This window comes from Streptomyces sp. NBC_00503 (assembly GCF_036346895.1).
Lineage (GTDB): Bacteria > Actinomycetota > Actinomycetes > Streptomycetales > Streptomycetaceae > Streptomyces.
This window is the reverse complement of the sequence record NZ_CP107855.1, coordinates 7789600-7806006: the sequence shown is the minus strand read 5'-3', so window position 1 is coordinate 7806006 and position 16407 is coordinate 7789600. Positions and strand designations below refer to the sequence as shown.

The 16407-nt window shown below is 68.6% G+C and carries 20 protein-coding genes and 3 pseudogenes; 11 read left to right on the top strand and 12 right to left on the bottom strand.

What is annotated here, in order from left to right; genetic code table 11:
• Positions 1-145: 145 nt before the first annotated feature.
• Positions 146-238 carry a type I-E CRISPR-associated protein Cas6/Cse3/CasE gene (locus OG490_RS35730; protein ID WP_330301182.1) on the bottom strand — a complete coding sequence of 31 codons (93 nt, stop codon included), beginning with the start codon at positions 236-238 and terminating at the stop codon, positions 146-148.
• 317 nt (positions 239-555) lie between these two features.
• Entirely contained in the window at positions 556-735 is a 180-nt protein-coding gene (locus OG490_RS35725; protein WP_330300425.1) for a hypothetical protein, read from the bottom strand.
• A 233-nt stretch (positions 736-968) separates the two neighbouring features.
• On the opposite strand from OG490_RS35725, the gene OG490_RS35720 reads away from it, so the two are divergent.
• Positions 969-1304 (top strand): hypothetical protein, encoded by a 336-nt coding sequence (locus OG490_RS35720; protein ID WP_330300424.1) that lies wholly within the window; start codon positions 969-971, stop codon positions 1302-1304.
• Here the strand turns inward: OG490_RS35720 and OG490_RS35715 are convergent.
• Positions 1282-2100, bottom strand: a pseudogene (locus OG490_RS35715) (sigma-70 family RNA polymerase sigma factor); the annotation flags it as partial. The gene OG490_RS35720 and the pseudogene OG490_RS35715 sit on opposite strands and share 23 nt — an antisense overlap.
• Positions 2097-2612 (bottom strand): RNA polymerase sigma factor, encoded by a 516-nt coding sequence (locus OG490_RS35710; RefSeq protein ID WP_330300423.1) that lies wholly within the window; start codon positions 2610-2612, stop codon positions 2097-2099. The gene OG490_RS35710 and the pseudogene OG490_RS35715, both read right to left, overlap by 4 nt.
• A gap of 402 nt (positions 2613-3014) precedes the next feature.
• Here OG490_RS35710 and OG490_RS35705 point away from each other — a divergent pair, with 402 nt between their 5' ends.
• The 3 genes from OG490_RS35705 to OG490_RS35695 all read left to right on the top strand — a co-directional run bounded on the left by OG490_RS35705 (position 3015) and on the right by OG490_RS35695 (position 5330).
• Positions 3015-4406 carry a Fic family protein gene (locus tag OG490_RS35705; RefSeq protein ID WP_330300422.1) on the top strand — a complete coding sequence of 464 codons (1392 nt, stop codon included), beginning with the start codon at positions 3015-3017 and terminating at the stop codon, positions 4404-4406.
• 94 nt (positions 4407-4500) lie between these two features.
• Complete coding sequence (locus OG490_RS35700; protein WP_330300421.1) at positions 4501-4791, top strand: hypothetical protein; 291 nt, start codon at positions 4501-4503, stop codon at positions 4789-4791.
• A 305-nt stretch (positions 4792-5096) separates the two neighbouring features.
• Positions 5097-5330, top strand: a complete 234-nt coding sequence (locus OG490_RS35695; protein ID WP_330300420.1) for a hypothetical protein — start codon at positions 5097-5099, stop codon at positions 5328-5330.
• 90 nt (positions 5331-5420) lie between these two features.
• Here OG490_RS35695 and OG490_RS35690 read toward each other — a convergent pair whose 3' ends face one another.
• Entirely contained in the window at positions 5421-5801 is a 381-nt protein-coding gene (locus OG490_RS35690) for a DUF6355 family natural product biosynthesis protein (protein WP_330300419.1), read from the bottom strand.
• 291 nt (positions 5802-6092) lie between these two features.
• Between OG490_RS35690 and OG490_RS35685 the strand changes: the two genes are divergently transcribed.
• Positions 6093-6854 carry a TIGR04222 domain-containing membrane protein gene (locus OG490_RS35685; RefSeq protein ID WP_330300418.1) on the top strand — a complete coding sequence of 254 codons (762 nt, stop codon included), beginning with the start codon at positions 6093-6095 and terminating at the stop codon, positions 6852-6854.
• A 53-nt stretch (positions 6855-6907) separates the two neighbouring features.
• On the opposite strand, the gene OG490_RS35680 is transcribed toward OG490_RS35685, so the two are convergent.
• Positions 6908-7246 (bottom strand): hypothetical protein, encoded by a 339-nt coding sequence (locus OG490_RS35680; protein WP_330300417.1) that lies wholly within the window; start codon positions 7244-7246, stop codon positions 6908-6910.
• A gap of 82 nt (positions 7247-7328) precedes the next feature.
• Here OG490_RS35680 and OG490_RS35675 point away from each other — a divergent pair, with 82 nt between their 5' ends.
• Both OG490_RS35675 and OG490_RS35670 read left to right on the top strand, forming a co-directional pair.
• Positions 7329-7676 (top strand): ABC transporter permease, encoded by a 348-nt coding sequence (locus tag OG490_RS35675; protein WP_330300416.1) that lies wholly within the window; start codon positions 7329-7331, stop codon positions 7674-7676.
• Between the two features lie 239 nt (positions 7677-7915).
• Positions 7916-9430, top strand: a complete 1515-nt coding sequence (locus OG490_RS35670; protein ID WP_330300415.1) for a hypothetical protein — start codon at positions 7916-7918, stop codon at positions 9428-9430.
• Positions 9431-9626: 196 nt separating this feature from the next.
• On the opposite strand, the gene OG490_RS35665 is transcribed toward OG490_RS35670, so the two are convergent.
• From OG490_RS35665 to OG490_RS35650, 5 genes and pseudogenes are all read right to left on the bottom strand, one after another.
• The gene (locus tag OG490_RS35665) at positions 9627-9818 is read right to left on the bottom strand and encodes a hypothetical protein (protein ID WP_330300414.1); all 192 of its coding nucleotides are present in this window, start codon (positions 9816-9818) and stop codon (positions 9627-9629) included.
• Positions 9819-10152: 334 nt separating this feature from the next.
• Positions 10153-10413 (bottom strand): annotated as a pseudogene (locus tag OG490_RS39295) (transposase); the annotation flags it as partial.
• A gap of 32 nt (positions 10414-10445) precedes the next feature.
• Positions 10446-11033, bottom strand: coding sequence for an SMI1/KNR4 family protein (locus tag OG490_RS35660; protein ID WP_330300413.1), 588 nt, complete (start codon positions 11031-11033; stop codon positions 10446-10448).
• A gap of 43 nt (positions 11034-11076) precedes the next feature.
• A complete protein-coding gene (locus tag OG490_RS35655) occupies positions 11077-11724 on the bottom strand; it encodes a transposase (RefSeq protein WP_330300412.1) in 648 nt (215 codons plus the stop codon).
• Positions 11725-11971: 247 nt separating this feature from the next.
• Positions 11972-12565 (bottom strand): annotated as a pseudogene (locus OG490_RS35650) (ISL3 family transposase); the annotation flags it as partial.
• 347 nt (positions 12566-12912) lie between these two features.
• Here OG490_RS35650 and OG490_RS35645 point away from each other — a divergent pair.
• Positions 12913-13281 carry a hypothetical protein gene (locus tag OG490_RS35645; protein WP_330300411.1) on the top strand — a complete coding sequence of 123 codons (369 nt, stop codon included), beginning with the start codon at positions 12913-12915 and terminating at the stop codon, positions 13279-13281.
• Positions 13282-13392: 111 nt separating this feature from the next.
• On the opposite strand, the gene OG490_RS35640 is transcribed toward OG490_RS35645, so the two are convergent.
• The gene (locus tag OG490_RS35640; protein WP_330300410.1) at positions 13393-13752 is read right to left on the bottom strand and encodes a hypothetical protein; all 360 of its coding nucleotides are present in this window, start codon (positions 13750-13752) and stop codon (positions 13393-13395) included.
• Positions 13753-14509: 757 nt separating this feature from the next.
• On the opposite strand from OG490_RS35640, the gene OG490_RS35635 reads away from it, so the two are divergent.
• From OG490_RS35635 to OG490_RS35625, 3 genes are all read left to right on the top strand, one after another.
• Positions 14510-14998, top strand: coding sequence for a hypothetical protein (locus OG490_RS35635; protein ID WP_330300409.1), 489 nt, complete (start codon positions 14510-14512; stop codon positions 14996-14998).
• A 97-nt stretch (positions 14999-15095) separates the two neighbouring features.
• Positions 15096-15916, top strand: a protein-coding gene (locus OG490_RS35630) for an IS5 family transposase (RefSeq protein ID WP_330300408.1) whose coding sequence is annotated in 2 segments (ribosomal slippage) — positions 15096-15435 and positions 15435-15916 — 822 coding nt in all. Because the reading frame shifts where the segments join, the coding sequence is not laid out codon by codon here.
• Between the two features lie 29 nt (positions 15917-15945).
• The gene (locus OG490_RS35625) at positions 15946-16383 is read left to right on the top strand and encodes an NUDIX hydrolase (protein ID WP_330300407.1); all 438 of its coding nucleotides are present in this window, start codon (positions 15946-15948) and stop codon (positions 16381-16383) included.
• Positions 16384-16407: the final 24 nt, after the last annotated feature.

The window sequence follows — 16407 nt, the reverse complement described above, 5'->3', positions numbered from 1 at the left end:
ATGGACCCCGCCACGGGCTTGACGATCTATAGGAGCTTCAACGAGGGGCGAGCCGCTGAGGGGAGTGCCAGGGCCGAGTCCTGGTGCAGCCGGAGGGGCCGACTTTTGTCCGCGGACAAAAGTCGGCCCCTCCGAGGCGGGTCCCTCAACGGGTCAGGATCAGCCCGCAGCTGTAGGCGCGGGCGTGGCCCAGGCCGTCGGAGAGGCCTGCGACCAGGGCTTGCGGGTCGGTGGTCAGCGCGGCCCGGGGGATGCGGCTTCAGTCGCCCGGTAACCGTGACTGCACGACCAGCACGACCAGCACGAGCGCCGCGGCCTAGAGGTCCACCGACCACGTCGAGCGGATCCCGATCTGGGAGCGGGCGCTCGAATCGCCGTCCTCGACCCAGCCGCGGGGGCCGGCTGTGGGTGTCGCGGCGGCTGCTGACGAAGACGTGGTGGGCCAGCAGTCGCTTGACCGCGGCCGGGCCAGCCAGTCAAGGATGGCAACATTTCAGAGTTCTGCCTCCAGGAGAGAGACGGGGCTGGCAGGCCCCGAAGCGACCTTTCCGATGCTCACCTGGGGCCGCGCCGCCGCAGCAGGATCGTCAGCGTCGCCCGGGCGTCGCGCCGACGCTCCGAGCTGCGGGAGAGCACGGACGACGCGGCGACCGTGACCACGGCTCCGGTGTAGGCCAGGCCGGTGACGGCGGTCAGCACGGCCGCGTCGTCGAGTACGGACGGCAAGACGGACATGGGATCCCCCTCGGGCAGTTCGCCCCAGCGGTCTTGCCCGCGGGGCTTCGGTGCCACAGGTATCCCTCGACGGGAGGTTCTCCGGCGATGTCCGGACGGCGGAAGGCGGCGTAAGTACGCTGGTCAGACGGGGCGTGACGAGTTTTCCGGCGAAGTCCTCGCCGGACAGGGGGTGGGCAGGGCCCGCATATCCATGCCGACTCGCCAGGCCGCTCCCGGCGCACCGCGCGGTCGTGTTCGCGGCCGTCGCGGGGTACTTGGCCCGGGTGCTGGTCCGCGTGACCGCCTTCGGGAACCCGGCGGATGCGGAACCACTGATCCACACGATCCGCGCCCTCGCGCTCGCCGCCTCCCCACAGACACCCGGCGACGAGCGGGCCGCGGCCCGGTTCGTACGGCAGGCCCTGGAGGGCGACGGCTGGCACCACGCCCTGCCGGTCCTGGCCCGCATCGCGCCGGAGGCGGTCGTACGGGTGCGCGACATCTCCCTGGCCCACCTACGGAGCGGAGCACGGCCTTCTACTCCTCCACCAGGAGCTTCTGGTTCAGCTCCGCCAGGAGTGGTTTGAGGGACTCGCGGAACTCGGCACTCTCCAACACCTCGTCCTACGCCCCGAGCGTGTCCGCCACCGCCGAGGAGGCGTCATCGGTGTCCGGCGGCTCCAGACGCAGCGCGGGGTAGCCATTCGCCGAGTCCAGGCCCTCAAGGACCTCTGCCTCCGAGATGCCGAGCCGCTCCGCCAGCTCGTGCACGGTGGGTGGGCGCCCGTGTTGCTGTGAGAGTTCGACCGTCGCCCTGGTCAGGGTCAGCCGTAGCTCCTGGAGCCGCCTCGGGACGCGTACCGCCCAGCCCTTGTCGCGGAAGTGGCGCTTTATCTCGCCTACGACGGTCGGGACGGCGTACGTCGAGAACTCGATGCCCCGCTCCGGGTCGAAGCGGTCCACCGACTTGATCAGGCCCATCGTGGCGATCTCGGTGAGGTCGTCGAGCGGCTCGCCGCGGTTGCGGAAGCGCCGCGCCAGGTGCTCGACCAGGGGCAGGTGCATCCGGACCAGCTGATTGCGCAGCTCGGCCTTCTTCGGCGAACCCTCGGGCAGCCTGCGCAGCTCACCGAACATCGCCTGGGACATGCTGCTGCGGTCCAGCAGGAGCGGTGGGGTCAGCTGCTCGGGGATCCGGGAGCGAAGTCGGTCGAGTCCCACCTCAACGTCGAAGAAGGGCCCGATGGCCTGGTCGGCCTGGTCCACGGCTTCTTCGAGCAAGAGACCGAGCTCAGGGTCGGATTTGGGGTCGTGGGACGGAACAACCGGATCGGCATCGGACGCCGTCCGTGCCGGGTCGGTGGGGCCGGTGGGGCCGGTCATGGCCGCCCCTCTCCGTCGGTCTGGTGGAGCGAACGGCGGGCCTGGCTGATCAGATTGCGTACCGTGCTCACTGTCACCTCCATGATCTCTGCTGTCTCCTGAGTGGTGAATCCGGCCAGGAAACACAGTCCCAAGGCCTGACGCTGCCGATCGGGCAGAGCGGCGATCTGCTGCAGCGTGCCCTTGAACGACTGCCTGATCACCGCCCAGTCCTCGGACAGCAGTCCTGTCGCAGGCGGATCCACCCCTTCCAATGAGCTGCCCCTCTCGGCCTGACGGCACTCCTCGACCACGCGGCGGATGGCCGTCCGGCGCAGCCACCCGGCCCAGTTGTCCACCGGTGGCCCGCCGGGGCGCGACATACGTTTCCATGCCTCCTCGATGGCATGCTGGGTCGCGTCGCCGGCGAACTCGAGCGAGACCGTCGCGGCGGAAGCCAGGACCTTGCGTGCGTGGGCGCGGTACAGATCCTCGAACCGCTCGACCGACGGCTGCTGCTCAGGTGGGCTCACCACGCTCCCCGCAGGAATCGGACGAAGGGATCGCAGGAGCCTGGGACGGCGGGATCAGCAGCTCCCACTCGGTAGCCGCCTGCCCTTGTCCATCCGCGGACCGGTACCGCACGTGACCCCCAGTACCCAACTCGCGCACAACGGACACCACAGCTCTCACACGTACCCGCTCCCGGTGCCCGTAGGCGAACGCGCCCACGCACAGCGCACCGAGCCCGGTCGGCCCGACAACTACGGCCCACCACAGCCAGATTGACACGATGACACCCCTCGTTCACCTACGTCCGCAGTTCCTTCCTTCTTGAGTGCAGAGGCGCCGGAAACGTCTAGGCAGTGCTGCGCGACGGGGTCGGCCCGCCGCCCCGACGGCGTGGTAATCCGCTTGAACCCAGGCAGGCGGACATGCAGGCTTGCGCGGTGATTGTCGAGCTAGCACCCCGCTTTCTGACCTGGGCCGATGTGGATCCCGCCCGTCATCCCTTCGACGGCGCTTCGGCGTCGCAGGTGGTGAGATCCCTCGGGCCCGCCCAGCGGGTGCCCAGCCGCCCCGAGGTCCCCGAAGGCGACCCGGCGATGAACGACTGGAGCTGGAGCGAGGGCAAACCCTGGGCGGACGCCATGTCGCAGGCCCTCGCCGAGCACTACGGACGCTGGACCGTGGGCTGGCGCTGGGCCCACGACGAAGGCGACTTCGACGGAGGACCCGTAGGGAACTGGTGCTGCCCGCAGGACTCGATCACCACCCCTGAGGAGACGCTCGGCCGTGTCACTGCGGCGCTGTGCGAGTGGCGTGAGTGGCTGGAGAGTCTCGCCGGCTGGTTCGAGGCGTACCCGCTGGCACTGGCCGACGTAGCGGACCAGCGGCCCCTGTGGGAGCACGCCGCCCGCAACCTGATCCTCCAGGTGACCGACCGCACCGGCTGCGGCAGCGGCTGGTACGGGCACTGCCGTCAGGTGCTCACCTGGTTCCTCAGCCGCTGGGACGTCGCACCCGACCTCGCGGAGGATCTGGTCGAACGGGCGATCGGCGGCCGCTTCCACAGCTGGATCGCCCCCGAGCCGGAAACGGTCGACGACGTCGCGGAACAGCTCGCGCTGTCGCTCCGGCCGACCGACGGCGGCGGCGCACCTTCCACTGGGCCTACGCCGGACCACCTCGAGCGCTGGCTCGAGGTCCGCGAGACCGTATCGTGGCAGGAGGCCCCGGACGGCGGCGGCGACGGACCGGTGACTCCGGCGTGCGACGGCGCTGCGGAGGACATCCGCACCTTCGACGGCGCCTTGGACCCGGACCGCGCCAACGGCCTGCTCGCCGCCCTGGAACTGCTACGGGCCGACGCGGCACGCGGCGCATCCCTCGACTTCGAACTGCTCCAGCGCTGGCAGCACCACGTCCTCGGCACACCGCAGCCTCCGCCGTTCCGCGACCAGCCGGCCTTCGCCAAGGCGGGCCGGGAACGCTACGGCATCGGCCCGGACACCCGAGCCCGCCTCGACGCCTGCCTGGCCGAGAGCGCGAAGGACGCACACAGGCCCCTGCCCCTCACAGCACGCGCCGCCCGCGCCTATCTCGACGTCTGCTTCTTCCACCCCTTCGACGACGGCAACGCCAGGTCCGCCTTCCTCACCCTCGTCTTCGTCCTCGCCCGCGAGGGCGTGGCGCTCGACGGGGTCAGCCTGCTGCGCCGCGTCACCTTCCAGGCCGACGAGCCCGCAGACGCGCTGATCCTCACCCGGTACATCGACAGCCACCTCGCGGAAACCCGATGCGGCGCAGCGACCTCGGGCGCGTAGGCGCGTAGGCGCGTAGGCGACATGCGTGGCGAGTCACCACCCGCCCCGGCAAATCCGATGGCACCGACAGCCTTCGGGCGACAAGACTGCGCCGGTGAACCCCCTGCCGCCGCGGCTGCCCGGCCCGCTCCCTGTGCCCGTACTGGACCCACGTGCCCGCCACGTCGTTCCCGACTACGAGGGCGTGCACGCCCTGGTCGCCGACCTGGTCCTGCCGGCCGGCGCGTCGATGTACGTCATGAGCACGATGGAAACCTCCCGCGAGCTCATCCGGCACTCCTACTACCGGTACGAGTTCGCCACGGTCGCCGTCACCCACTCCCTGTTCGCCCTGGAACACGTCTTCACCGAGCGCCTGCCATCAGCAAGCCGCTCCAGGACCTGATCGAGCGGGCCACCGACACAGGACTGATACCGGCCGCACTCGCCACCCGACTCGACCGCGCCCGACGGCTGCGCGACGAGCTCGCACAGGGCGCCATAACCAGTGCTGCCTACAGCCCGACCGGGGCCATCGAGATGGTGCGTGCCGTCTTCGACGCCGTTTCCCTGCTCCTTCGCCCACCGCCTGCGACAGAAGCGAAAGCCGGGACAGCCATCGACACGGGCGCTGCAGCCCAGCCCGAAGACCGACTCACCCGGCTGTGGGCGGAACACCGGGGCGCACCGTATCCCGACAGTTTCCGTGGCGTGGACATCGAGGGCGTGGAACTGATCCTCCTGGACGCCGATGTCGCCGGCCTCGTCCGAACCGAACTGAACCGCGGACTCGACGACAACGGCATCGCCATCCTCTGGGCTTGCATCGCCGACCTCGACAAGATCGTGCCCCTGATCAACTCGGAGTACTGCGCCTCCTACTTCGCGAAACTCCGGAAGATGGCCAAGGTCGCAGCAGGGCGCCACATCCCCACTGCGACCTGACCCTCGAGCTTGTCGCAGCGCCGCGGACCACTGCCGTGACCGGCCGGCGTTCGGGAAGCGGAGGCAAAGGCGGCGAGATCAATTCGACCGTCAGCGCCCGGTGTCTCCTGGGTGGGAGCAGAGGCCGCCCTGGTAGTTGCTGTCGTACCAGGCGCCGGTGGCGTCGGAGTCCAGGTTGGTTCGGCCGGGTCCGACGCAGCGGTGGTAGTTGGACCGGGGCCACCGCTTGACCTGGATCCATACGTTCGTATCGGTGGCGCAGTGCTCGTAGTAGGCCCGTTCGCCGCCCCTGCCCTCGTTCCAGCCACAGCCCGCGAGGGAGGTCGTCCTACCGGCCTCGGCGACCGTCCGGGTGGCCGGGGCCGGGGCCGTTCCCGCGCTGGCGGAGGCCGGCACCCATGCCAGGCCGCCGATGGCCAGCGCGGCTGCGACGGCGGCTGTTGTGCGGAGTCTTGCCCTCGGGAAGGTCATATCGCCATGGATATCGGGCACCACGTGCTCTGGAAAAGGGATGTCAGACAAAGCCCCTCAAATAGACGAGCGTCTTTCGGTCGTGCCGTTCGGTACGGCCGAAAGGCCGAAGGTCAGCAGGCCACCTCAGGGGTGCTCGACAACCCGCCCGAAGGCTTGCTGCTGCCCGCTCCCATCACTGGTTGAACGGACTGGGGGGCCTGATTTCTGAGTGGTGGTCAGCCGACCGTGTCATTGTTCTGGAGGTGGGCCGGGGGGTCTGTCGTCCGTTTGGCGGGGGGGGTGTGTGCGGTGGGATCGATCGGTGTCGTGTGCGTGGTGATCGGGCTTGTCGGCGCGGGGCTGTTGCGGTGGTTGCCCGCCAGAGGGCGGGCGGTCGGCCTGACGGCGGTCGGTGTCGCGGGTGTGCGGGGTGGTTCGAAGGCCGCGCTGACAGTGGCGGTCGTAGAGCTCCACCTTGCGGGAGCGATCGAAGTCGGCCGGCCCGGCCGGCTGCGGCGGGTGGTGCACACCAGCCCCGGACGTGACGTGACTGCGCTGAACCGGGCCGCTTGGACAGTGTTCGGCCGGGAGATATCGCTGGCTGATGCAGCCATTGCTCCGGCGGTATGGCGGGCTCGGGAGGAGCTGCGTGCCGAACTGGCCGAACGTGGCCTGCGATGCGGCCGAGCCCGGCTGGCGGTGGCCGGGCTGCTGATCCTTGCGACGGGCAGTACGGCTGTAGCCGTCGCGGTGCAGGGATCCCCCTGGGCGGGTCTGCCCCCGGCTGTGCTGTCGCTCGCCGTCCTGTGCGCCCCGGTGCGGACACTGGCCGGGCACCGACTGCTGCGAGAGATGCGCCGCCTGCATCCCCTTCCCGGTGACACCCCGGCCGGGCCGGAGGAGATCGGGCTCCTTGTCGCGCTTCACGGGCGCCGGGCACTGCGTCTGCTGGGGCCTGAGTTCGCCGTTCGCGCCGGTCTGCTCGGCGACCGTGCCGCCCGGGAAACCGTCGCACGAACCGAGGGCGACTCGTACGGCCACAGCGCCCTTTCCGGTGACGGCAGCCTCTGAGAGGGCGCTGCTGAAGCCTTCAGGGCGAAGGTGCTCAGCAAGGTGGCAGTGCCTCAGCGACCCAGGTAAGGCACAAAGTTGTCCGGTTCCAACAAGGGGTCGGCCCAGGCTGCGTGTGTAAATACGGGACGCTGTGACATCCGGCCGCCCGCGTCATCGACCAGCGTCGTCCTCACCCGAGGGGTGAGACGGATCCGATAACGCAGACCCTCCACCTCGACGACTCCGCAGTCACCTGCATCGGCGTCCAGTACTGCGTCCGGGACGACACTCACCGTCCATCCCGCCTTGGTGGCGAGATATGTCCACACCTCGAGAGCGCGCTCGCGAGGTGCGAAGTTGCCCACTCGGGCGATGATCTGGGCTGGGTCGGCTCTGTCGTCAATGGTCATGTCGCCCCTTCACGGCTTGGGGCGATCATGCTAGATCAGCCACAGAATCACCTGGTTCCCAGGCCAGTTCGTCTCCGGCCTCGTGCCTCTCGGCGGCGTCGGGATCGCCAACACCATGGTCGTCGGTGTCATGGAACGTCGCGGCGAGATCGGAATGCGCCGAGCACTGGGCGCCAGGGGCGGACAGATCGCCGTCCAGTTCCTGCTGGAAGCCGTCCTGATGGGCTTCATCGGAGGCATCGGCGGGCTGATCGTCGGCAGCCTCACCGACTACGGCTACGCCCTGGCCCAGGGATGGCCGGCCTCCATCCCGCTCTGCACGATCGTCGCCGGCCCCGTCGTCTCCATCATGGTCGCCGCCCTCGCCGGCATCTACCCGGCCCTGCGCGCGGCCAAGGCCTCCCCGACGGACGCCCTGCGCTCAGCCTGAGGAGAGACCTGGCCGCACCGGTTTCTTCCCCGGCCATCTGGGCGGGGGGATTCCCGGAGGCGGTGAAGTCGGCGTGGGCTGATCGACGGCCTCCGCGTATGGTCAGGCGACATGGGAATGTCAGTGCTCGGCGACATGTGGCATGTGGCATGTGGCGTGTGCCATGTCAGCGTGAGCCGAGGCTTTGGGTACCGGCCCGGGTTCCCGATGGTCTCCTGGATATTGCGAAGATCGACGCTATGACTATCCCGCTCTCCGTCGACCGGATCCTCGGCGACCGTGCCTTCGCCGAGATCGGTGACCCTGTACTGGCCACCGCCGACGAGCGGCGTGGCCTGCTGGCCGTGGCGGGCAGGTACGAGTTCGGCGGCACTGCACCCGTCGGTGTCTACGGCATGGGTGACCTGGCCTGCCGTGCCCTCGTCCGCTCGCATTACCCGGTGCACGCGATGGCTTTCCATCCCACGCTTCCGCTGCTCGCGGTCGGCACCGGCAGCTACGACGGCGGGTACTTCTTCGAAGGCCGGCTACTCCTGCTGAACCTGGAGACGGGCACGGCTGTCTCGCTCATTGAGCACTGGTTGGGCCGCCAGGTCCTGGAATTGGAATGGCTCGACGAACAGGCATTGCGGGTGGTGATGGCACCGCCTGACGACTGGCAGGACGCAACCGCACGCGTCGAGGGCCATGTCGCCGTGGTGCGCAGGCCGGACTGGACCGCTGTGCCTGCCAAGTCCCTCACCGAGCACGACCTGGCCGGCCCGCGGGTGCCGGCGCCACGTCCTGACGGCAGCGCAGTTGCCCACCGGATGGTCGCAGAGCTGAGCGCGGACTGGGAACCGCGCCGCAATGTCCGCGCGGTCGAGGCCCTTTCGGACGGCCGGATCCTGGCCACGCTCGACGGGGTACAGCTGGAATCCTGGCTGCCCTCGGGGGAGCGGTCGTGGATGGTTCCGGACGAGGAGGGCGGGCGCGCGATCGCCGTCGCTACGGATGAAGGATCCGCGTGGGTCGGGCTCATACGCCGCCCCGGTGCGCGCGACTCCGTTCCGCAGTCGGTCGTCCTGCTCTCCCTCGTAGACGGGAAACAACTCGACAGCATCGTCCCGTCGTCCTTCGTCTCACTGGTGCGCTGTGCTGACGGCCGGCCGGCCTTGTCACCGGACGGGCGCAACGGTGCCCGCAGCCGGCTCCCCATCCGGGGTGGACGCCGCATCTACTTCCAGTCGATCCTTCATCCCTCGGGCGAACGTAACTCCTACAAGGGTGAGTCCTGGGTCGCGGCCATGGACCTGCAAGGGCCCGCGACCGCGAGGCCGGTCGTACCCCTCGCTCAGTCGGCCCGGCGGATGTTCCGGTACTCCTGGGAGCCCGGCGAGACACACTTCGGCGGTCCGGGCATCGAGGCCGCAGACGGAACCCTGGTCCACGCCGGAACCGTGTACCACGGCCATGGACTCCAGCCAGGTGGGTCGTTCGTCGTCCGGCGCGAGATGACCGACGGCCGCCCGCAGTGGGTGTTCCGTACCGACAGGAAAGCCACGGCACTGGACGCTGACGCGGCTACCGTCTACGTCGGGTACGACGATGGAGAGGTGGTTGCGCTCGACCTGGGTGACGGCACGGTGCGCTGGCGCCAGCACCTCACCGTCGGCGCGGTCTTCGCCGTACCGACCGCTCTCACAGTCACCGCCACCGGCCGGTTCCTCATCGGCACCAGCGACGGCCGCATCCTCGAATGCTCGGCCCAGTAGCGCCCCACCTCTGCGACGTAGCTGCCGCCGAACCCGGGAAGTGATCACCAGGCCACCCCGAGCCACTTCAGCTGAAGCGGTGCGGGCACAGTCAGCAGCTGGTCGTGCCTCTCCCGGCCCGTGGTACCCACGCAGGTGGCCGCGACGTAGAGGAGGACCGCGAGCTGCTGGCGCCAGCCCCACGGGGTCCTGTGGGTCAGCCGTGTTCCGGGCTGGAGGGGGCCTCGACGATGCACCCCAGGCCACTGCCCTCGGGCCGGGCGAAGACGGCGTTCGCGTACGAGACCCGGGTGGTCGCGTCTTCGTACTCGCCGATGAACTGGACGATGCCCCGCCGGTTCTCCAGCGGATCGAAGATCGGCGTTCCTTCGCTGACCCAGCCGGGCACGGTCTGACGCTGTCGTGGACGCCTGGGCCGGTACGACGACTCCCGCTCCCGCGACAAGCCGCTCTCCCTGTCGTGGCTGGCGGCGGCGTACCTGGACGCGGGAGAGGTCGAGCACGCGACCGCGATCACGACCCGGGTCTTCGACCTCTCCGAGGGACTCGCATCGGTCAGACCGATGGATCGGGCCCGCCTGATGGTCAAGCGGCTGGAGCCCGACCGGTCCCTCGCCCCGGTCACCAGAGGTACGGAACGTCACCTGGTGTTCGGTTCCTTCGGAGACTGGCTTCGTCCACGTGAAGTGGCTCTGGCTCAGGTTTTGGATGCTGTTGGCGATCTAGGTCGGCAGGTTGCGGCAGAGTTGCTGGAAGCCGCTCCTCGGCCGTGCTTTGCGGGGCGGTGCGATGCCCGGTGAGAGGTACCCGCTGAGTCGGATGATGTTCGTTCCGGCTGCCGTCAGCACGTGTTGGACGCGGGTTCTGGCCATGCCGCGGTAGCGGCAGTTCCGCAGGCCGTGGGCACGAACGGTCTCGGAGACGGTGGCCTCGCAGCCTGCGCGGATCGCGTATATCCGGCGCCACTCAGTTGTCGTCTGGTTGGCCCTGTTCTGCGTCTAGCAGTCACGGAGAGTTAGATCTTCGGGGCCATGCGATGGCGGTCGGGATGCGCGCGAAGCCGGGGTGAGGTGAGTTCCAGGGCCCGGTTGTCGCGTCCGGCGCTCATGTGGTTGAGCCAGCGTTCGTACCAGTCGAGGAAGTCGGTAGCGGAGGAGACGTTGGGGCCCCAAAACCCGTCACCGTTGCCGATGAGGACGCGGCCGGTGAGAGCACCGGTCACCGCGATGACGCATACGTCGGTGCAGCCCATCTCGATGATGTGGAGGAAGAGGTCCCGTTCGTGCGCCCCGGGTTCTGCGCCGTCGAAGCCGCGGGGTATCCCTGGTTCTCCGCGCGGATTCATGACCAGCAGGGAGCACCACTCCAGCGGCATAAGGCCGTAGAAAGGCGCCGCGCCCGAGCCGCCGATGTGGGTGAGGAACTGCCGGTAGGCGCCGGGCACGGCGATGTCGTGCTCGGCCTCGAACACGGCGACGCGTGCTTCCGCGAGCTTCGGACCCAGGCGGAACTCGTGTTGCTCTTTCCCGAAGGAGTGGCTGCGCAGGGGTTGGAACGGGATCGCGGCCAGCTTGCGACGCAGGCGGGGTATGCGGGGATCCATGGTGCATCTTCTCTCGTCCCCGTCACCCTACGGGTGGCTGTGGTCAGCTGGCCAGAAGAACCCTCTTCCGCAGGAGAGCGAAGCCCGCACGTCCGAACATCTGGCGCTTGAGCATCTTGATCCGGCTGACGTGTCCTTCGACGACGCCGGAACTCCAGGGCAGGGTGAGCCCGGCAATGACGGCATCGCGGTCACGTTCGATGCCCGCGGCGAGGGTATGGAGGCTGGGGAGGTCGTCGCGCCGGACGGCATCGAGCCACTGCGGCAGCCGTTCGCCCTGGCGCTCGGTAAGCATCTCCGCGAACGAGCGGACGTGGGTGGTGAGGGCGTCAAGTTCGGGGCAGTGGACCAGGACGGCCTTGAGCCGAAGATGGTCGATCTCTGGGAGGGTCTCGGGGCGCCGGAGAATCCAGCCGGCGACGACGCGGGGTAACGGTGGCCGAGCTGTGATCGGGTTGGGAGAGGTCCGTTTCTCCCGGAAGTAGGCGCGAACGCGCTGGTAGCTGCCTTGATACCCGAGTGGCGCGATCTCCTCCCATACCGTCCAGGCGTTGGTGCAGCCCTGGTTCCAGCGGTCGTCCAGGTAGGGCTTGAACGCGTCCAGCTTGGACGGCCGGCCCTGCCACTGCCCTCGGAAGAGGTCCTCCGGGGTGGCTGCGTCGGCGAATAGTTTGACGGTGCGCGAGGTCATGCGGAGTTGGCGGCCGATCGCCCTCCGACTGAGTCCGGCGGTCAGCAGTTCGTGGACGGTCGCGTGGTTGGCTCGGGTTCGGTCGGCGAAGCGGTGTCCCCTTGGCCAGGGCGAGCCGGACGGGTCTTCGAACTTCTCCGGCTCGGGGGCAGGCTGGGCTGGCATCTGGCGCCAGCACCCGCAGGCATCCGCGGTGGTCTGCGACGCATCGCTCGGCGGCTTCGCTGAGGTTGTGCCAGAGATGCCACCTGTCTGCCACCTGCACCGCCTGGGGCGCCCCGGCGGTGGCGCCTTCTGCGAAGAACGGTGCCCGATCGCGGCAGACCACCTCTACCCCGGGCCGCTTCGCGAGCCAAGCGGCCAGGCTGTAGGCTTCCCGGTCGGGCAGCAGGTCCACCGGGCGTCGGCTTTCGACGTCGACCAGGACGGTCCCGTAGTGGCGGCCTTTGCGGGTCGCGTACTCATCGACGCCGACGACGCGCGGGGCCGGAACTTCCGGGTCGGGCAAGGCTTCGACCAGCCGCAGCACCGTGCTGCGGCTGACGGACAAGCCGAAGACTCTCGCCATGCGGGCCCCGGCCCGACCGGCGAGCGCGAGGCCGACCGCGGCCAGCGTCGACCGCAGGCGCTCGGTCCGCCGGCCGTATCGACGAGTCAGCCCCGGCATCTGCTCGGCGAAGGTCCGGCGCCCGCACGAGATGGCCGGGCAGAGGAACCTGCGGACACGCAGGCAGAGGACGACCCGCCTGCCCCCACTGGGTACATCAGCGGGAAAGCGCAGGTAGGAGCTGTGAATCCGCCGCGGCCAGATCCCGCAGCCAGGGCAATCGGACCCGGCCACCGTGCTCTGGGCCTCGATGCGTACCGCCTCGTCGTTCACGTCGACCGACAGCACAGCCACGTCCGCGATCGACGGGAACAGTAACTCCTCCAACCGGAGCACTACTTCTTCCACGAGTCGAACTGTCAGCCACACCGCACTGGGGACGAATCATTTTCAGGCAGCTTCCCGAGGTCCCGCCCGCCCGGCAAGCGTCACTCTGCGTAGCGATTCACGGAAAGTGAGTCAGAACCCGAGAAGTAGCGGCAGTGCCGTGTCGCTGAGGTGAACATCGTAAGGGGACGCTGGTTCGGTTCACGTTGAGTCCCGGGGGCTGGCGTCCCGGACGAAGGTGCCATGATCTGTTCGTGGTGACAGATGCCGAGTGGACTCGGATCCGGAGGGGCCTGCGCTTCGGGCAGGTATTTGAAGGCACCGTGGTGAAGGTTCCCCGGCCCGGTGTGATCGGGATCTTCGTGGACATCGGCCTGAGCGTCGGAGGATTTGTCGAGGCCCTGTGGCTGTCGGGCGAGATCGAGGACTGGCCAGCGGAAGGCACGGTTACCGATTTCAAGATCTTTTGGGCTGACAGCCGCCAACAGATACGGCTGGTGCCGTGCGATTCTCGGTATCTGCGGAACGACTTCACAGCCCTGGTCGAACACCTCCGCCCTAATTGGTCATCCGACGTCGGCCAGCCAGTGCCTGACCCAGAGCCTGCGACCCCCGACGCGTAGCGGACCGCCCTTCGCGCTGATGGCCGCGGGCCAACTTCCCCTGAGGTTGGAGAAGTGGCCGACGGCCCTGGCGGGAGCTAGCTGGCCGCGGCTTCGGCGCGGGGTGCGTGCTCAGCGACCGGCGGCCGGTGCGTGGCCGACCGGCCACGCCGGCTTCGGGAGCCTGGGCGCGCGGCGCCTGCGGGCTTCGAAGGCGAGCCAGGCAGCTCCTGAGACGACCGTCGTGAGGAACGGCAGCGCCCAAGCGGCCAGCTGCCAGACGGCCGCGACGTCCAGGGTGCTCACCAGCGCCGCCGCCGGAGCGGCGGCAAGGGTCAGCAGCAGCGTGATCCTGGCCCAGAGCGGCAGCCTGCGGCTCACCGCAGCGGTCGCGAGGCCCAGGCCCGCGCTCGCCGTGAGGATCACGGCCAGGGCCACAAGGGCGACGGCGAGGGCGACTATCAGGGCGAGGAGTAGCAGGATCAGGCCCATGTCGTGCCCACCTCCGGTCTCGTGGCGACCCGTCGCGAGGGCAGGCGGATCCGACTCCGCTGCTCCGGCAGGTTCACCGGAAGCCATACTGTCAGAGGTATTGAACACGTTCAACACTGCCTCTGGTGTCACCCGTAGGCCCTGGTGTCGGCGGCGGGGTCCGGCGGTGGGGGCGTGACACGATCGCGGGATGCAGTACCGGTACGCCACCGAGGCCTACGGCGTGGTCGGCTATGTCTGCATCTCGACCCCGGACTCCTACCTCGGACACCAGGGGGCGAGCAACTGGCGGGTAGCCGCCCGAATCCTCCGTTTGTCGACGTTTGCTCCTGGCACGGGTTGCCGACACTGCCGACCTGCGAAAACGCTCTGCCGAGCCGAGTGTCGGATGAACGTGCCCGCGGATGGCTCAACAGGCAGAAGGACAATCATCAACCTGGTTCCCTGCCGCAGCAGGGGAGGTGGGTTGCGTCCGAGGCTTGGCTTCGTTCACGTCTAACAGCAGCGTTTGTCCACGAGTTTCGGTTCTGGTCCAACTTCTGTGGAACCACAACCCGTGAACAAAGCCACTGGGCATTCCGTCCACGTCGACGGTGGCTGGCTGCTGCACCAACTGATCGTTTCAGAATGAATCCGGCCGAGAGCAGCACCCCCGTTGGCACTTGTGCGGCTGAGTTGGCACCTTGGCCCATGGCCTTGTGCATGCGGCCTGAGCAACAGAGGCAGATCCGGACCGGTCGGACGTGGGAGTGGGTGGATGGGCGCGGATGTGGAGCGGGAGTGCTGGGAGCTGCGGTCGGGAGCTGGTGTAGGTCCGTTGCAGTTCGGGATGTCGCCAGCCGAGGTCGCTCAGGCACTTTTGGTCCCTGGACCGCAGGAACGGGTTGGCGGTCCTTATGCGCAGGAGGACTTCCCGGATGGGGTGAAAGCGTTCTACGACGCGGGCAAGCTCGCCTGCGTTGCGCTGGATGCGGTCACCGGTCCGCAGGTCTTCCTATCTGGCTTCCCGCTGGCGGGAAGCGATCCGGAGCAGGGCCTGCAGTTCCTGCTGGACCACGCTGCGGAGCATGGGAACTGGGTGCTCTACACGCCTGATGACTCGCTTTCCCTGACTGATCTCGGGGTTCTTCTGCGCTCGCAGCAGGTCGGGGCAGCGCGCCTGACACGTCCGCTCTTCGTGAAGGAGGAGTGGTTGGATTCGCAGTACTTCCGAGACCGCCTTCCGTTGGAGGGCGCCTCAGGCTGAGCGCCCGGTCTGGCGAACGACGCCAGACCCTGCGCTCAAATCACGATGAGATGCCGCGGGTGTTGCACTCGACGATCTTGGTCGGCAAGGTGTCCGGGTGCGTGCTGATCTTGTTCCGGACGACCTGTGGGATCGGGTGGCCCCGTTGCTGCCACCCGCTCCCGAACGACGCCACCGGCATCCCGGGCGGTTGCGTGTTCCTGACCGAACAGCACTCTCCGGCGTCCTGTTCGTGCTGCGGACCAGTGTCGCCTGGCGGGACGTCCCGGCGGAGACTGTGGGCTGTTCCGGCGTGACGGCCTGGCGCCGACTGCGGGACTGGACCGAGTCCGGCGTCTGGCCACGCCTGCACGCCGCCCTGCTGACCGAGCTTCGCCGCGCCGACCTGCTGGATCTGGACGACTGCTCCGTGGACGGATCGCACGTCCGGGCCCTCAAAGGGGGGACCACGTTGGGCCCTCACCCGTCGACCGCGCCCGCCCCGGCTCCAAACACCACCTGATCGTCGACCGCCACGGAACCCCACTCGCCGTCACGCTCACCGGCGGCAACCGACACGACATCACCCAGCTCCTGCCCCTGCTCGACGCGGTCCCGCCGATTCGGGGAGCTCGGGGACGCCCCCGCCGCAAACCCCGGCGTCTGTACGCCGACCGGGGCTACGACTTCGACAAGTACCGCCGCTCACTGTGGAAACGTGGCATCAAACCCGTGATCGCCCGACGGGGAGTCACCCACGGTTCCGGACTGGGCAAGGTCCGCTGGGTGGTCAAGCGCGCATTCGCCTGGCTGCACCAGTTCAAACGGCTCCGCACCCGCTACGAACGCCGCGCCGATCTCCACCAGGGGTTGCTCGACCTGGCCTGCAGCCTCATATGCCTCCGCCGCCTTCGGACCTCATTCTTAAACGATCAGTAAGACGTCAACATGCGAGGAGACAAAGCCGAATGATCGAACGAGTCCGAGCCGTCCTCGTCACCGCGGACGACACGATGCTGGTCATCCGCCGCACCAAGCCGGATGTCCCCGAGTACTGGGTGCTCCCCGGCGGCGGGGTCGAAGAGAGCGACGAGTCCGGGGAGGCGGCCCTCCACCGGGAGATCCACGAGGAGATCGCGGGGAAGGCCGACATCGTCCGTCTCCTCCACACCATGGAATCCGACAAGGAGCGCCAGCTCTTCTACCTCGCCCGCATCGCGACCTGGTCCTTCGAAGACCGCACCGGCCCGGAGTTCAGCGCCGAGGGACGCGGCGAATACGCGCTTGAAGAGATCCCCCTGACCGTGGAAGGGCTCGACAGCATCGACCTCAAGCCCGAGGAGATCGCCCACGTCCTGCGGGGCGCCATCGGCGCCGGTGGACTTGGGGACGAGGCGACACTCTGAATCTTTCGAGCACGTCCGCAAGCC

What these genes read in the sequence shown, in the direction of transcription:
- OG490_RS35725 (WP_330300425.1), bottom strand. Translation starts at nt 735, where the DNA reads ATGTCCGTCTTGCCGTCCGTACTCGACGACGCGGCCGTGCTGACCGCC.
- OG490_RS35705 (WP_330300422.1), top strand. Translation starts at nt 3,015, where the DNA reads ATGCAGGCTTGCGCGGTGATTGTCGAGCTAGCACCCCGCTTTCTGACC.
- OG490_RS35690 (WP_330300419.1), bottom strand. Translation starts at nt 5,801, where the DNA reads ATGACCTTCCCGAGGGCAAGACTCCGCACAACAGCCGCCGTCGCAGCC.
- OG490_RS35680 (WP_330300417.1), bottom strand. Translation starts at nt 7,246, where the DNA reads ATGACCATTGACGACAGAGCCGACCCAGCCCAGATCATCGCCCGAGTG.
- OG490_RS35670 (WP_330300415.1), top strand. Translation starts at nt 7,916, where the DNA reads ATGACTATCCCGCTCTCCGTCGACCGGATCCTCGGCGACCGTGCCTTC.
- OG490_RS35660 (WP_330300413.1), bottom strand. Translation starts at nt 11,033, where the DNA reads ATGGATCCCCGCATACCCCGCCTGCGTCGCAAGCTGGCCGCGATCCCG.
- OG490_RS35655 (WP_330300412.1), bottom strand. Translation starts at nt 11,724, where the DNA reads ATGACCTCGCGCACCGTCAAACTATTCGCCGACGCAGCCACCCCGGAG.
- OG490_RS35640 (WP_330300410.1), bottom strand. Translation starts at nt 13,752, where the DNA reads ATGGGCCTGATCCTGCTACTCCTCGCCCTGATAGTCGCCCTCGCCGTC.
- OG490_RS35635 (WP_330300409.1), top strand. Translation starts at nt 14,510, where the DNA reads ATGGGCGCGGATGTGGAGCGGGAGTGCTGGGAGCTGCGGTCGGGAGCT.
- OG490_RS35625 (WP_330300407.1), top strand. Translation starts at nt 15,946, where the DNA reads ATGATCGAACGAGTCCGAGCCGTCCTCGTCACCGCGGACGACACGATG.